17 protein-coding genes and 1 tRNA gene are annotated in these 15,087 nt (G+C 41.5%); 8 read left to right on the top strand and 10 right to left on the bottom strand.

From position 1 onward, the window contains the following. Positions 1–11 precede the first annotated feature (11 nt). The 3 genes from LEUCM_RS04705 to map form a co-directional block, all read right to left on the bottom strand. The gene (locus LEUCM_RS04705; RefSeq protein WP_025016242.1) at positions 12–977 is read right to left on the bottom strand and encodes an LCP family glycopolymer transferase; all 966 of its coding nucleotides are present in this window, start codon (positions 975–977) and stop codon (positions 12–14) included. A 446-nt stretch (positions 978–1,423) separates the two neighbouring features. Next, positions 1,424–2,359, bottom strand: coding sequence for a YihY/virulence factor BrkB family protein (locus LEUCM_RS04700; protein ID WP_025016243.1), 936 nt, complete (start codon positions 2,357–2,359; stop codon positions 1,424–1,426). 169 nt (positions 2,360–2,528) lie between these two features. After that, positions 2,529–3,326 (bottom strand): type I methionyl aminopeptidase, encoded by a 798-nt coding sequence (gene map, locus LEUCM_RS04695; RefSeq protein WP_025016244.1) that lies wholly within the window; start codon positions 3,324–3,326, stop codon positions 2,529–2,531. 262 nt (positions 3,327–3,588) lie between these two features. Here map and LEUCM_RS04690 point away from each other — a divergent pair, with 262 nt between their 5' ends. The 4 genes from LEUCM_RS04690 to LEUCM_RS04675 all read left to right on the top strand — a co-directional run bounded on the left by LEUCM_RS04690 (position 3,589) and on the right by LEUCM_RS04675 (position 6,455). Continuing rightward, complete coding sequence (locus LEUCM_RS04690; protein ID WP_011375211.1) at positions 3,589–4,041, top strand: flavodoxin; 453 nt, start codon at positions 3,589–3,591, stop codon at positions 4,039–4,041. 582 nt (positions 4,042–4,623) lie between these two features. Further along, on the top strand, positions 4,624–5,106 hold the full coding sequence (locus LEUCM_RS04685) for a GtrA family protein (protein WP_011375212.1): 483 nt from the start codon (positions 4,624–4,626) through the stop codon (positions 5,104–5,106). Next, positions 5,099–5,521 (top strand): GtrA family protein, encoded by a 423-nt coding sequence (locus LEUCM_RS04680; protein WP_025016245.1) that lies wholly within the window; start codon positions 5,099–5,101, stop codon positions 5,519–5,521. The genes LEUCM_RS04685 and LEUCM_RS04680 overlap by 8 nt, the downstream gene beginning before the upstream one ends. Position 5,522: 1 nt before the next feature. Next, a complete protein-coding gene (locus LEUCM_RS04675) occupies positions 5,523–6,455 on the top strand; it encodes a glycosyltransferase family 2 protein (protein ID WP_016265548.1) in 933 nt (310 codons plus the stop codon). A gap of 58 nt (positions 6,456–6,513) precedes the next feature. On the opposite strand, the gene wecB is transcribed toward LEUCM_RS04675, so the two are convergent. After that, positions 6,514–7,653, bottom strand: a complete 1,140-nt coding sequence (wecB, locus tag LEUCM_RS04670) for a non-hydrolyzing UDP-N-acetylglucosamine 2-epimerase (RefSeq protein WP_011375215.1) — start codon at positions 7,651–7,653, stop codon at positions 6,514–6,516. Positions 7,654–7,749: 96 nt separating this feature from the next. Further along, positions 7,750–8,307, bottom strand: a complete 558-nt coding sequence (locus LEUCM_RS04665) for a TetR/AcrR family transcriptional regulator (protein ID WP_025016246.1) — start codon at positions 8,305–8,307, stop codon at positions 7,750–7,752. Positions 8,308–8,471: 164 nt separating this feature from the next. Between LEUCM_RS04665 and LEUCM_RS04660 the strand changes: the two genes are divergently transcribed. The 4 genes from LEUCM_RS04660 to LEUCM_RS04645 all read left to right on the top strand — a co-directional run bounded on the left by LEUCM_RS04660 (position 8,472) and on the right by LEUCM_RS04645 (position 11,277). Continuing rightward, on the top strand, positions 8,472–9,704 hold the full coding sequence (locus tag LEUCM_RS04660) for an aminopeptidase (protein ID WP_025016247.1): 1,233 nt from the start codon (positions 8,472–8,474) through the stop codon (positions 9,702–9,704). After that, a complete protein-coding gene (locus LEUCM_RS04655; protein WP_025016248.1) occupies positions 9,704–9,895 on the top strand; it encodes a hypothetical protein in 192 nt (63 codons plus the stop codon). Before LEUCM_RS04660 ends, LEUCM_RS04655 begins: the two co-directional genes overlap by 1 nt. Before the next feature lie 209 nt (positions 9,896–10,104). After that, the gene (locus LEUCM_RS04650; protein WP_025016249.1) at positions 10,105–10,815 is read left to right on the top strand and encodes a VIT1/CCC1 transporter family protein; all 711 of its coding nucleotides are present in this window, start codon (positions 10,105–10,107) and stop codon (positions 10,813–10,815) included. Between the two features lie 141 nt (positions 10,816–10,956). After that, complete coding sequence (locus tag LEUCM_RS04645; RefSeq protein WP_016265552.1) at positions 10,957–11,277, top strand: DMT family transporter; 321 nt, start codon at positions 10,957–10,959, stop codon at positions 11,275–11,277. A gap of 31 nt (positions 11,278–11,308) precedes the next feature. Here LEUCM_RS04645 and LEUCM_RS04640 read toward each other — a convergent pair whose 3' ends face one another. The 5 genes from LEUCM_RS04640 to LEUCM_RS04620 all read right to left on the bottom strand — a co-directional run bounded on the left by LEUCM_RS04640 (position 11,309) and on the right by LEUCM_RS04620 (position 14,893). After that, the gene (locus tag LEUCM_RS04640; RefSeq protein ID WP_056936456.1) at positions 11,309–11,653 is read right to left on the bottom strand and encodes an iron chaperone; all 345 of its coding nucleotides are present in this window, start codon (positions 11,651–11,653) and stop codon (positions 11,309–11,311) included. Between the two features lie 101 nt (positions 11,654–11,754). After that, the gene (gene fba / locus LEUCM_RS04635) at positions 11,755–12,618 is read right to left on the bottom strand and encodes a class II fructose-1,6-bisphosphate aldolase (protein WP_011375222.1); all 864 of its coding nucleotides are present in this window, start codon (positions 12,616–12,618) and stop codon (positions 11,755–11,757) included. 348 nt (positions 12,619–12,966) lie between these two features. Next, positions 12,967–13,040, bottom strand: a tRNA-Arg gene (locus LEUCM_RS04630). Positions 13,041–13,096: 56 nt separating this feature from the next. Further along, complete coding sequence (locus LEUCM_RS04625) at positions 13,097–14,293, bottom strand: MFS transporter (protein ID WP_025016251.1); 1,197 nt, start codon at positions 14,291–14,293, stop codon at positions 13,097–13,099. Between the two features lie 72 nt (positions 14,294–14,365). Then, positions 14,366–14,893, bottom strand: coding sequence for a transcription repressor NadR (locus tag LEUCM_RS04620; RefSeq protein WP_025016252.1), 528 nt, complete (start codon positions 14,891–14,893; stop codon positions 14,366–14,368). Positions 14,894–15,087: the final 194 nt, after the last annotated feature.

The raw sequence follows: 15,087 nt of genomic DNA, 5'->3' as shown, positions 1-15,087 counted from the left end.
TTCTTTCATGATTATTTCAAATCTAATTGCTTCCGTAAACGTGTCGACATTTGTGCTACCTCGGTTGGATTCATCACTTGGAAGGATTGCCCGTCAATCATTTGACCCGTTCCTTTTAGTTGAAGTGTCTTGAAGTGCATGGCATCGCCATAGTTTTGTTGAATATTTAAGACATCCTTCAAAGTGATATTAGTCTGCATATTATTTTCTAAAACTTGCAAGAATTTGTTATAATTCGTCACCATGTTTAATGACGTAGCTTTCTTCAAAACAGCTTGAACAATTGCTTGTTGGCGAAGTTGCCGACCAAAGTCTCCGCGTGGATCGTCGTAGCGCATCCGTGAGAATTTCAAAGCAGTTGGTCCATCAAGACTGACTGTTCCCTTTTCGAAATGGTGACCTTCGTAGGTAAAGTCCAAATCATTATCCACGGTCACGCCACCAACAGCATCCACCAATTGTTCTAAGCCCTTCATGTTAACTAGTACGTAATAATCGACCGGTACGTTTAAGAAGGCTTGGACAGTATTAACTGCCATCGGAATGCCGCCATAGGCATACGCGGCATTAACCTTAGCCGTTTGATCATAGCCAACGATTGGTACCCGTGAATCCCGGGCGATACTCAACATGTTGGTTTCCTTAGTCGTTGGATTGACCGTTGCGAGCATCATTGTATCAGTCCGGCCTTTTTCGGTTCGGCCTAGTTCCCCTGTATCTGTACCGAGTAAGAGGATCGAGAAAGGCGTCTTCTTATTTAGTTCAACTTTTTCTGAAACTTTGCGCTTATTTTGTGTCTTACCTTTAGGTTTATACACTGTCTTGGCGGTTTGATTAACATCCATATAGACCTTAGCCGCGAACGCGCCCCCAGCAAGAATCAATACCCCAAGAACAACTAAAATCACTTTTGTTAATGTCCACCCTCTGCGCCGGTGCTTATGGTGATGGTGTCGCTTCTGTTCTTCTGCAGTCATCCGTTTCGTATCCTCCTCGAAAACTAAACAAAAAAAATAATCAATCACATTACATACTATTTATAATCACGATACTTCCTATTGTAGTATAACTTTTATTAAAAAGAAATCCTTTTCTGGAATACACCTTAATAAAAAACACTTAGTTTTCACACTAAATTGTGAATAACCCCCTTAACATTGGGCGGTAATTCAATATTCAAGATTTTTAAATAATTAAATATTTTTAAAGTATCGAAAGTGAAAGTGGTTTACGAAATCTAAGTCCATCAAAAAACCGATATGTAAAAACATTAGTTTGACATATCGGTTGAGATAAATAATTTTAATTTTAGAGACTAAAAATAGGTTGTAATCATCCGGTTGATTCCCGAATTCTTACAACCTATATAATTGGTTAACGTTTCAATTCATATTTGTGCTTTGTCTCATTAATTTTTCGGCTGTCATTCATTTTGATCGCGCCGACGCGCAATGAAGTCATGAACCTTACCGCGACTGGCGTTAACATGTCCATGCAGTGCTTCTTCAATCACAACATTCAAGACAGCCCCCACCATCAGAATCGTTGCGGAATAATTCAGCCACAAGAGTAAGATAATCACCGCGCCGATTGCACCGTAACTATTCCATGACGTGCCGAAGTAACGAATATACAATGAGAAGGCTTGTGCAAGAATTAACCAGCCAACCGTTGTCAGTGCTGCCCCTGGCAGAACACTTCGCAATCGCATTTTCACATTCGGAACGAAGAAATAGATGAAAATCAGCAGTAGGAACAAGGCGATCCCCGTCACTGGCCATTTTAAACTACTAAAAATATTAACGTATGTCTTAGGAATGTTAAAGATTGGGACTAATAATTCCAAAACTTGTTGCCCGAATGTAAAAACAACAATTAAACCGACTAATAATAGAAGTAATAATAATGTACTCCCTAAAGAAATCAGGCGTTTTAAAACAAAGTTCTGAACTTTTTCAACACGATACGCGCGGTTAATACTATTTTTTAAGGCATTAATCCCCATGCTCGCTGCCCACAACGTCCCCAAGATCCCGACGGACAATAAGCCATCATTGCGTTTCTTCAATAGGGACTGCAGAACTGGCATAATCTTGTCGAATATCGTGGGCGGCACCGCCGTTTGGACGTAATCCGCCACACTCATTACATCTAACTGGAAGTACGGTAAGATGTTCCCGATAACGATTAATAGTGGGAAGATTGATAATAACGAATAATATGCGATTACCTTCGAATTATCACTAATGCTTGCTTCTGATGAACGCAACATCATTAACTTCACCACAGCAATCAACTTCTGCCGTCTGGATAAGTCCTGTTTTACCACCGGTAACTGGTTTTGATTGTCTACTGTCATATGTCACTCCAAATTCTCTTTTACACATTAGTCGTTCTACCTGAAAGGCTTATTTTCCCGACTTCTTAAGGCATATTTATCATTTCTATTATACACGAATTAACTATGGACTAATAGTTTTCTGAAAGCAAAAAAAGAAACCTTCTCATTTTAGAGAAGGTTTCTAATTTTATAGTAAATATTTAGCATCCATTTCTGGATCTTGTGATGTTAAGATTTTAGGGCCGTCTTTTGTGATGGCAATTGTGTGTTCGTATTGCGCACAGGCTGTGCCGTCTGCTGAGACGTAGTATTCCCAATCGTCACCAGGGACTGTCTTAGCCTTGATGTGCCATGTGCCACCTAAGATGACCATTGGTTCGATTGTAATGGTCATCCCTTCTTTAAGACGCAATCCCTTACCTGCTTCACCGTACGAAGGGACGTTAGGTTGTTCGTGCATTGTTGGTTGGATACCGTGACCGATTAATTCACGAACATCACCGTAGTTGTTTTCAACTTCGGTATATTGTTGGATGGCATGGCCGATATCACCTAAGCGATTGCCAACAACTGCTTGATCAATCCCAAGGTATAAAGCCTTGCGAGTATCATCCATTAATTTTTGTAATTCTGGTGCGATTTCGCCAACCGCATAAGTCCAGCAAGAATCACTTTCATAACCGTCTAAGTTAACAGTCATATCAACAGTGACGATATCGCCTTCTTTTAAAATTAGGTTTTTACGAGGAACAGCATGTGCTACTTCGTCGTTAACACAGACACAAGTGGCATACTTATAACCTTCAAAACCTTTTTCAGATGCCTTAGCACCTTGTTTTTCGATATAGTCATTTGCAAATTCTTCGATAACCCAGCTTGAAATACCAGGTTTGATAATATCGCGCAAACCACGATGAACACCGGCAATGACAGCACCCGAAGCTGCCATACCTTTAATTTCTCGTTCAGATTTTAATGTAATCAAAATGAAACCTCCAATAATTGTTACCAATTCACTATTCGTTGGAACAGTAAATCGACAGCGTTAACCCGCTGTCTATCTTCAATCTCATATTATACGCTATCTGACTCAAAAGTGTACGGCCGACCGCTTTTTAATTAAGATTAAACGCAACGCCTTTTCTTAGTTCTAGGCATTTGCTATAATCCATATAGCAGAATCTTTATTTTGGTCCGTCAGTTGCGGGCCATCATACCATTGCACACGTGAAAGGATGTTCCTAATAATGGCAACAGCAAAAGTAGTTTACGCAAGTATGACCGGTAATAACGAGGAAATTGCCGATATCGTTGAAGAAGCCCTCGAAAACTTAGACGTCTCGGTTGAAACGTCAGAAATCTCACAAGCAGATCCTTCTGATTTTGAAGACACAGACATCTGCATCGTCTGCAGCTACACTTATGGCGACGACGGTGACTTACCAGACGAAGCCGTTGACTTCTATGAAGATTTAAAAGAAATGGATTTAACAGGTAAGGTTTACGGCGTCTGTGGTTCAGGCGATACCTTCTATGATGAATTCTGCAAAGTAGTCGACGATTTCGCTGGCGTCTTCGAACAAACCGGTGCCACCAAAGGCTCAGACGTGGTTAAAGTTGATCTCGCACCAGAAGCAGAAGACATTGAACACTTAGAAAAATTCGTAGCAGAAATAGTAGCAAAACAGAGTGCTCTCTAAGCTGGTCAGCATCTGAGCACTAGCCTAGGCTGGTGAATAGTCAACTTTGTTGCCTATTTGCTAGACGTAGCTAGGCACAAGATGCTAACTTAGAAAGCACATTTCAAATCAGAGTGCTTTATAAAGCGGTTTGACTCCGAGCATTAGCTTAACTTGGCGAATTAGCGATGCAATCGCTAGTTTGACAAGTGTCGCTAAGCACAGGAGTCAGCTTTATAAAGCACGTTTCAAGTCAGAGTGGTTTATAAACTGGGAGCTTTTGAGCATTAGCTTAATCAGGCGGATTAGCGATGCAATCGCTGATTTGACTGATGTTGCTAAGCGCAGAAAGCTAGTTTATAAAGCACGTTTCAAATCAGAGTGTTCTGGCTGGCGTTTAGCTTCTGAGTATAGACCCGGTTGCCGAATGAATCATGTAATGGTTCGTTTGGCAATCGTAGCTAAACGGAAGAAGTTGCCAGACAAAACACGTTTCCACCAATTCAATATTTCCCCACTGGGTCTAGGGCAATTCCCTTTTGCTTTGGGCCCAGTTTTCTTATTTTAGTTTTACATTCTATTATTAATTTAGGGGCTCTTTTTATGGCTTTTATTAAGCGGCTATTATTTAAATACCGGGATTTATTGACCTACACCGTTTTTGGCTTTCTAGCATCCCTGGTCAACATCTTCACTTACTGGGTCTTTCGTCACACAATCATTTGGCCTTACTTGTTAGCAAACACGATTGCTTGGTTACTGGCGAATTTATTTGGCTTTTTCACCAATAAGTCCTTAGTGTTCCAATCTAAATACACAACTTTCAAGGCGCTCTTTCGCGAAGTGATTTCCTTTTTCTTCTTCCGTGGCGTTTCCTTTTTCTTAGATAACGGTCTGATGATTGTTGCCATCTCATTTCTAGGGTGGCAGAGTATGACAGCCAAGATTGTCGATCAATTAATCGTCGGTATCGTCAATTACATTACGACAAGCTACACCTTCAAGAAAAGTGAGCGGCAGATGGCCTTACGCGGTCGTATTCTGCGCCATTATCATACTATTTTAAAACGAGGCGATCATGATTAAAACAATTCAAAATCTCATTCATAAATATTGGGAACAATTAATGTATCTAGTCTTCGGGGTATTAACAACCGCCGTCAATATGGTTGTTTTCTACCTTTTAGACCAATATACTGGTATGTATTACTTACTCAGTAATACCATTGCTTGGTTTTTATCAGTTCTATTTGCCTTTTTCACTAATAAAACCTGGGTTTTTCAGTCAAAATACACGACTTTTAGAGATTTTTCACATGAAATAGCTAGTTTCTTTTTCTTCCGTGGTATATCCTATATAATGGATACTGCGATAATGTTTGTCGGTATTTCAATGCTCCATGGTCCTAACATGGTGGTTAAGATTATCGATCAATTTATGATTATCCTGGCAAACTACATTTTCAGTAAATGGATTTTCAATAAGTCAACGGAGGCTTAACATGAGCAAAACGATTTCAATTATTGTCCCCTGTTTTAATGAGCAAGAATCAGTCCCACTATTTTATGCAGCAGTTGAAAAAGTTGCGGCTCAATTACCAGATCATGCTATCGAATACTTATTTATTAACGATGGTTCCGCTGATCAAACGCTACCAGCAATGCGGACATTACAAGCACAAGATCCAGAACACGTGCATTACATCTCATTTTCGAGAAACTTCGGTAAAGAAGCGGCGTTATACGCCGGTTTACAAGCTGCAACTGGTGATTACGTCGCCGTAATGGATGTCGATCTCCAAGATCCCCCTGCTTTATTACCTGAAATGATTCAAGGTATCGAAGTTGAGGGTTACGATTGTGTTGGCACTCGCCGGACAACTCGTGCTGGCGAACCACCCGTTCGTTCATTCTTCGCTAAAAAGTTCTATCAAATTATCAATCATATTTCTCAAACTAAAATTGTGGACGGTGCGCGTGATTACCGTTTAATGACCCGTCAAATGGTCGATGCCATTCTTGAAATGACTGAATACAATCGTTTTTCAAAAGGTATCTTCAGTTGGGTTGGTTTCGACACTAAATATCTTGAATATCAAAATCAAGATCGCGTCGCTGGCACAACAAGCTGGTCTTTCTGGGGACTCTTCAAGTACTCACTTGATGGGATTGTCACTTTCTCAGAAACACCGCTAGCAATTGCCTCATTTATCGGTTTCTTCTCGTTTATTATCGCGTCAATCGCGCTAATCTTCATCATTGTCCGTGCGATTATCTTCGGTGATCCAACAAGCGGTTGGCCATCTCTCATCTCAGTTGTTCTAATGATTGGTGGCTTACAACTCCTTTGTTTAGGGATTGTCGGTAAATACATCGGTAAGATTTATCTAGAAGTTAAGAACCGCCCAGTCTACATTGTTAAAGAAAAGAAATAATCAAAAGAGGCGCCACGACAAATTCTGTCGTAGCGCCTCTTTTAGTTTATAACATGTTTTAAAATTCTTCTGGTCGTTCCTTCGTTTGTTCGAAATGATACGCAATTGCGTCTAAAATCCGCTTTGAAGCAAAGCCGTCACCGTATGGGTTTTTAGCTTGCGCCATGGCATCATAAACTTCTTGGTTGTCTAACAACTCAACCATTGCATCGTGTACCATTTCAGGTTGTGTGCCCACTAACTTCAAGGTCCCAGCTTCAACACCTTCTGGACGTTCAGTTGTGTCTCTAAGCACCAAGACTGGTTTACCAAGTGATGGTGCTTCTTCTTGCACACCACCTGAATCAGACATGATGAAGAAACTTCTAGCGGCTAAGTTATGGAAGTCAACCACATCTAGTGGATCAATCAAATGAATCCGTGGATGGTTACCTAATATGCTTTGCGCTGCTTCTTGCACAACTGGGTTAAGATGAACCGGATAGACGATTTCAACGTCATCATGGCTCTCAACCACTTGACGCATGACTTTGAAGACCCGCTTCATTGGTTCGCCTTGGTTTTCACGACGATGCATTGTCACTAGAACCATGCGTTTATCAGCATCCACCACGTTCAAAATATCGTGATCATAGTCGCTTTGCACCGTTTGTTTAAGCGCATCAATCGCAGTATTCCCAGTAATGAAGATATTATCTTCGTTATGGTTTTCTTGTAATAAGTTGGCTTTACTTTGACTTGTTGGTGCAAAATAAAGATCACTTAAAACATCGGTTAATTGACGATTCATTTCTTCTGGGAATGGTGAATACTTGTCCCAAGTTCTAAGGCCTGCTTCAACGTGCCCAATGGCCGTTTGATTATAGAAGGCACTGATACTAGCTGCAAACGTGGTGGTGGTATCACCATGCACTAAGACAATATCAGGTTTTTCAGTGGCAATCACGTGATCGAGATTCATCAAGACGTTACTTGTAATCTCACTCAAGGTTTGACGCTGTTTCATGACATCTAAATCATAATCTGGTTTAATTTTAAAAATTTCAAGCACTTGATCAAGCATCTGACGATGTTGAGCAGTGACAACAGTGACCGCTTCAAACTCTGTATCGCGCTTTTTAAGTTCCAATACGAGTGGCGCCATCTTAATGGCTTCTGGTCGGGTACCAAAAACGGTCATTACTTTAATTTTAGACACAAATAGACCTCCTACTACTTACTATTGCTATCCCTTACTATGCTACACGTTTGGCGCACGATTGACAATTATTATTATCGTTTCTTAACGATTTCTTTAGACCCGTTCCAGTTCAAAACAGCGCATTAGCATCACACCGATTTGCATTGAGGCTGATTCTTCATCAAATTGCACTAGGTGCGCGTTGATTAACGTGGCAAAGCCCGTCATTGTAATCCAAATTTCATTGACTACTTGTTGTTGCTGTTCTTTTGTCAGACGTTGGAGTGGCTGATAATCATGGAGCCGAATATCCGTCACTTGGTTAACAAAAGCGCGTGTTTCAGCAGCACCAAAATGATTATCAATAAATAACGCCCGGTAGAGTTCAGGTTCAACCGTCGCAAAACGAATATAGCCCACACCTAAATTAACAAGTGCGTCGTCATGATGCTGTTCTTCACTGACATACCAAATCAAACGCGCCTTAGCATGTTCCAAGACAGCTTGTTTCAATTCTGACATACTCCCGAATTCAAGATAAATCGGCTGTGTTGAGCAATTCAAAGCGGTTGCTAATTTACGCGCTGTGATTGATTTCAACCCATCCGTCAAAACAATTTCGTATGCTTTATCGAGAATTTGTTCTGCTTTTATTCTTTTTTTACGTGCCATGTTACCAGCACCTCCCACCACATTATTGACTCAAAAACAGATTCTTTAATGCCACTCTACCATAAAATTAAATAACATGAAAACGTTTTTATAGTTGGGGCGAGTTTTTTTAATCATCCTATGCTATGATATTGGTATCAAATAGGCTTTAAGGAGGATTTTTTATGACGACTTTCCAACATAATCTTGAAAAATATGCAGCATTAATCGCTAAAACGGGGATCAACGTCCAAGATGGCGATACCGTTGTCATCCAAATTGCAGTTAGCCAAGCTGAATTTGCTCGCGACATTACGGCAGCTTGTTACGATTTAGGGGCTGCTGAAGTGATTATCAAGTGGCAAGATGATGCCATTGATCGCATCAACATGCAACACAAGGCGCAAGAACGTCTGATTGACGTGCCAGACTTCCAAAAACAAGAATACGATTACTGGTTAGCAAACGACGCTAAACGGATTTCGGTGATGTCTAGTGACCCCGACAATTTGAAGGGCTTAGATGGCGACCGGGTTGCTGCTGCCCAACTTGCCAATGGCAAAGCAATGCTCAAGGTCCGCCAAGCAACACAAGCCAACAAGAATAGTTGGATCGTTGTAGCAGCTGCTAGTCCTGCCTGGGCGCATAAAGTCTTCCCTGATTTAGAAGCCCAAGAAGCTACTGATAAATTATGGACTGAAATCTTCAAAACAACCCGTGTTGACCAACCAGATCCAATCTTAGCCTGGGAAGAACATGGCAAGAAATTGCAAGCTAAAGCAGCCGAATTAAACGCTGCCCAATTCAAAGCCCTTCACTATACTGCCCCTGGCACTGATTTAACAATCGGCTTACCTGAAAACCATATTTGGATTGGTGGTCCTAACCAAAGTAGCGATGGTCGCCCATTCGTTGCCAACATGCCAACTGAAGAAGTCTTCTCAGCAGCTGATGCCAACCATATTGACGGTTATATTTCATCAACTAAACCATTGAGCTATGCTGGTAACGCTTTGAATCACATGCAATTCACCTTCGAAAACGGCCGCGTGGTTAAAGCCACTGCTGAAGAAGGCAACGATGTCCTTCAAAAACTATTACAAACGGACGAAGGCGTTAAAAGTTTAGGCGAAGTCGCCTTAGTACCAGATCCTTCACCAATCTCACAATCAAAGATCACCTTCTACAATACGTTATTCGACGAAAATGCGTCAAATCATTTGGCTCTAGGCTCAGCTTACGCCTTTTCAATTGAAGGTGGCACTGACATGACGCAAGAAGAATTAAAAGCAGCTGGCTTAAATCGTAGCCAAGCACACGTTGATTTCATGGTTGGTTCAAGTGATATGAATATCGATGGTTTAACACATGATGGTCAAATCGTACCAGTCTTCAGAAACGGTGACTGGGCTAACTAATGCTAACTTTTTGGCTTATGCTGTTAGGCATTTCGATTTGCCTAACAACCTTTTTTGTCGGTTTAACCGCTTATTACTATTTTCAAAAACAAACCACTAAATTATTAGTGGTCATCTCGTTAATTGGGATTGTCTGTACAGTCGTCACTTATTACTACTTCCACCAAGCCCTGTTAACACCAGCTTTATAATCAAAAAAGGATTGGACCCAAATTCATATTTGGCCCCAATCCTTTTTATTTTTCTTATTAACACCTGTACTTAATAACCATTCGAATCTAACCTAGCAATAGATTTGACACGATTCTTTCGTTGTGAATGATTTCCCAAAAGCCATTGATAATCTTTCTCAATTAGCTATAATGAAGTTAAATCAGTCAATATTAAGGAGACATCGCTCATGAAAGCTATCACAACCACCAACGCGCAACCACTAGAACATCACTTTCATCTATCAGAACGACTCAACATCATTCGGGCCGGTGTTCTAGGTGCCAATGACGGCATTATTTCGGTTGCTGGGATTGTGGTCGGTGTTGCTAGCGCGCACCAAAGTCAATACACCCTCTTCTTAGCTGGGATTTCTGGCATGTTAGCGGGCGCCTTTTCGATGGGTGGCGGTGAATACGTTTCGGTCAGCACACAACGTGATACGCAAAAATCAATGATGCGCCTTCAAAAAGAAGCGATTCAAAACGAATACGATGCCGAAGTAGCTAGTCTACAACGAACCTATGAATCAAAGGGCTTACCAACGCCTCTCGCTAACCAAGTTGCGACAGCCTTCATGCAAAAGGATAGTCTTGATATTACGCTCCGCGAAAAATATAACATTGAACTACACCACTATTTTAATCCCTGGCACGCAGCCTTTTCATCCTTCTTCTCGTTCATTTTGGGTTCGCTCTTACCAATCCTCACAATTCTAGCGATTCCTTATCCTTACAAAGTCAGTGGGACCGTGGCGTCAATTGTGGTTGCCTTAATCATTACCGGCTATACAAGTGCCACGCTAGGTCATGCCAACCGCTTCAAGGGTATTTTACGTAACGTTTTAACCGGCGTTTTAACAATGGTCGTCACTTACTTAATTGGCGGTTCGATCGGTTAGGCTTTTCTTTGGTAACCAAATTTGCTATGATAGACTTAATTTAATCGTTGCCACCGGGCAGTTAATCACTTCTATAGGTCATAGAAGAAGTGATTGGCTGCCCTTTTTTTATGGCGCGACAACTTTAGGAGGCTTTATATTATGGCATGGTTTGATTTATTAATCGCAGGATTAGCAGAGGTTTGGTGGGCAACTACTATGAAGATGAGTAGCGGTTTTACCAAACTCAACTACACGTTATTAACGATCGTCGGGATGGTGGTTAGCTTTGGCTTTTTAATTCGCGCAACTAAAGGCTTACCGCTCAGTATCGCTTACCCAGTTTGGACTGGGATTGGTGCCGTTGGGGCGATTTTAGTCGGTGTGATTTTATTCAATGAACATCTTAGTTTGTTAACTTGGTTATTCGTGATTTTACTCGTGATTGGGATTATCGGGATTAAAGTGACGAGCGGTCATTAAACAAAAATAAGCTTGCCCACTGTGGGGAAGCTTATTTTTGTGCTTGTGCTAACTGCCAACGTGCAATATTTTGGATGAGCTCAACTGGAAATGCCGCACTATCTTTTTTAAATTGAAGCGTCCCTTTACCCGTTTGATAAGGCGCGACTTCTTTTGCAAAATGAGCCATCGGTTGATTCGTTGGATAAAAACCAACGTGGCGCTTGTTAATGCCAAAATAACAAAGTGCCTTAGGTTGGTAGTAGCCAACTAATCCGTAGGCCAATTTAACTTCGGCATCCGGCAACACCGTACAAATAATCTTGTGCATTGACAGTGCAAGTGCACGATCATTATCATTTTCTAAACCAGCCAAGTATTGTGCCACATTGTCCATTTTAGCCCCACCTCTATTTTGCTATCATCTTAACACAAGCCTTCAAAAAAATGCCAATAAAAAAAGCCCAACCGAAGTTGGACTTTTTTGATAAATAATAATTATTTAACAGCTGGTGTACCGAACCATTCGATACGTGATTCAACTGTGTCTTTGATTGCTTTTGTACCAGGTGCAAGAACTTTACGAGGATCAAAGCCTTTTTCAGCTTCGTCTTTGTCTGCAGCGTAGTATGCTTTAACAGCTTTTGACCATGCAATTTGTTGTTCTGTATTAACGTTAACCTTAGCAATACCCATGTCGATTGCTTTAAGGATTTGTTCCTTAGGAATACCTGAACCACCGTGTAATACAAGAGGAATCTTGATTTCAGCAGCTAATTCTTCTAAACGGTCAAAGCTTAAACCTTGCCAGTTTTCAGGGTATACACCGTGAATGTTACCAATACCAACAGCTAAGTAGTCAGGACCAGCAGCTGCTAATTGTTTAGCTTCTTCAACATCAGCTAATTCACCAGCACCAACGATACCGTCTTCTTCGCCACCAATTGAACCAACTTCGGCTTCAACTGAGATACCTTTAGCATGTGCTAAAGCAACGATTTCTTTTGTCTTTGCTAAGTTTTCTTCGAATGGTAAATCATGACCATCGAACATAACTGAGTTGTAACCAACTTCGATACATTCTTTAGCAGCTTCGTAGTTACCGTGATCTAAATGCATGATAACAGGAACAGTGATGTTCATTGACTTGATTGTTTGTTCAACCAAGTTCTTGCATAATTCGTAACCACCCATATATTTAGCAGCACCCATTGATGTTTGGATCAAGATTGGTGTGTTAGTTTCTTGAGCAGCGCCTAAGATAGCACGTGTCCATTCAAGGTTGTTTGTGTTGAAAGCACCAACAGCGTAATGACCTTCACGAGCAGCTTTAAAGATTTCTGTACCATTAACTAATGACATGAAAAAGCCTCCAGATTAATTGCAACTTTTTAGTTGCGATTTTTGAATACGAGTCTATTTTACCATATTTTTGCTGAATATGAATCACCTTTGACAACTTTCTGAAAATGAAAACGAATTCAATCTTTCAACCCAATTCTGACTGGTTTTGTGCTTAATTATCAAATGAAAAAATAAATAACGACAATAATAACACCCCATAGTAATAGTGATATTGGCAGCCCATAAATTAGCCCTTTAAACAATGATTTTCCCTCTTAACGTCCGTATTGACGCAAAAAGAAGAAAATTTAGCGTCATTAGCGCTAAACTTTCTTCTTCTACTTGTTGTTGCTATTTAATTTAAGATGCCCCCGGCGAGAATCGAACTCGCAACCTATCGCTTAGGAGGCGATTGCTCTATCCAGTTGAGCCACGAGAGCCTATAACTTTCATTATCGCACCTCGTGAATTAACTGTAAAGTTGATTTAGCAATATTCAGTCGACATCTGTCATTTTTTGATGCATCGTTTCAACTCCGAATAAGAGGACGGCTCCGGCTGCCATCAAAATCGCAACCGTGAAGATCGTAAAAATCACTGTGATTGAGACTTTTTGATTGATGAGATAGCCGACTAAAAACGGTCCGACAATCCCACCAATCCGCCCAACTGCTGCGGCTAATCCACTTCCGCTGCCACGAATAATGGCTGGATATTGTTCTGGTGTGTAGGCGTACAACGCGCCCCACGCACCCAAGTTGAAAAAGGATAACAAGGCGCCAGCACTAATTAATAGACCGACTGATTGGGCGGTACCAAAGAAATAGGCACTGATTGCCGTTCCAATTAAGAAACTACCGAGGACCCATTTACGTCCCCACTTTTCAATTAACCAAGCTGCAAAAAAGTAGCCGGGTAGCTGCGCCAAGGTCATGATTAAGACGTAACCAAAACTGTTGACCAAACTAAAACCTTTGAGCACCATGACGCTTGGTAACCAGAGAAACATTCCATAATAAGAAAAGACGACTAAGAACCACACAAACCATAATAAAGCCGTTTTTTGGCGGTAAGCTGGTTGCCACAATTTCGTAACGCGCTGCATAAAGGGCAATGGCTTTTGAATCGTGGCTGGTTCGTGGCTATCCTTGACGTGCTCCCGAAGGACCAACGTGTAAACAGCGGGGAGTGACGTAATCAATAAGACAACGCGCCAACCCCAATTAGGAATCACAAAATATGCCAGTAAACTAGCCGCTAACCAACCGGCCGCCCAGAAACTCTCTAGTAAGACGACTGCCCGCCCACGTGTTGCGTCCGGTGTATTCTCTGAAATTAACGTCGAAGCAACTGGTAACTCGCCACCCAAACCAATTCCCACTAATAACCGTAAGGCCATGAAGACGATTAATGATGGGCTAAGCGCCGATAAGCCGTTCCCAATTGAAAAAAGTAATAGCGAGAATAGTAAACTATTCCGCCGCCCAATTTTATCAGCCAAGGCGCCGAAGAAGACAGCACCAATCGCCATCCCGATTGAGCCAACACTGCCAATTAAACCCATTTGCCCACTGTTAAGGTGCCATTCTTTAGCGAGCGCTGCAATGACAAACGACAACAATCCGACATCCATCGCGTCAAATAGCCAGGCGCCACCAGCTGCCCATAATAGTTTGTGATGTTCTTTTGTCATCTCAAATCCGCCTCCAAAGTTGATAATAATTGTGTTTATCATACTTCTTAGGTTTACATGTGTCAAGACACCCTAATTATTAACGTAGAGAATATTAAGTGCTGACAAGGCCGCTTTTATCCGTTCAAAATCCTGTTCAGAAGCGCATTCGATGGTGTGGAGGTGAATCCCACCAGTGAGTGTTGAGAGTAGTTTTTGTTCGGGATATTTTTTAATTTTTTGCATAAATCCTTTGACATCTGTCAAGTTGTTGATGCCTAATTGCCCCGTTATTTCGCCGTAGACTTGATGATCAACTGTAACGTCAATCACTCGCCCGCCGTTTTGAACAATGGCGGTTAATTCAGCGCGCGTCTTGGCTTGTGTATGCTGACACACTAATTGTGCGCGATAACCGGTGATTTGTTGGGTTGTCGTTTGATAATAATAGCCGCTGACCGTCGCAATAATATTGACACCCTGCGCGCGAATTAACGCAATATCGCCCACAATTGTCTGGCGACTCACGTGATAAGTCTGCGCTAGTTGCTTGGCACTAATCGGTTGGCCACTGTCTTTAATCGCCGCTAAAATGGCGTCTCTTCTTTGTTGGGTTGTCATTACCACACCTCGTTTTATCTAATACAGCTATTTTAAGCGCAATCGCACAAAAAAGGAAGTGCGTTTGAAACGGGTTGGCTTCGAGCATTAGCACCGCTCGGCGAATAACTGCTGCAAGCAGTTGTTTGACGAGTGACGCTAAGCACAGAAAGCTACTGACAAAAAACGGTAAAACCATCCATATCCGAATATCA

This window comes from Latilactobacillus sakei subsp. sakei DSM 20017 = JCM 1157, assembly GCF_002370355.1.
Taxonomy (GTDB): Bacteria; Bacillota; Bacilli; order Lactobacillales; family Lactobacillaceae; genus Latilactobacillus; species Latilactobacillus sakei.
Note: the sequence above shows the minus strand (reverse complement) of the source record. Positions and strands in the feature narration are given on the sequence as shown.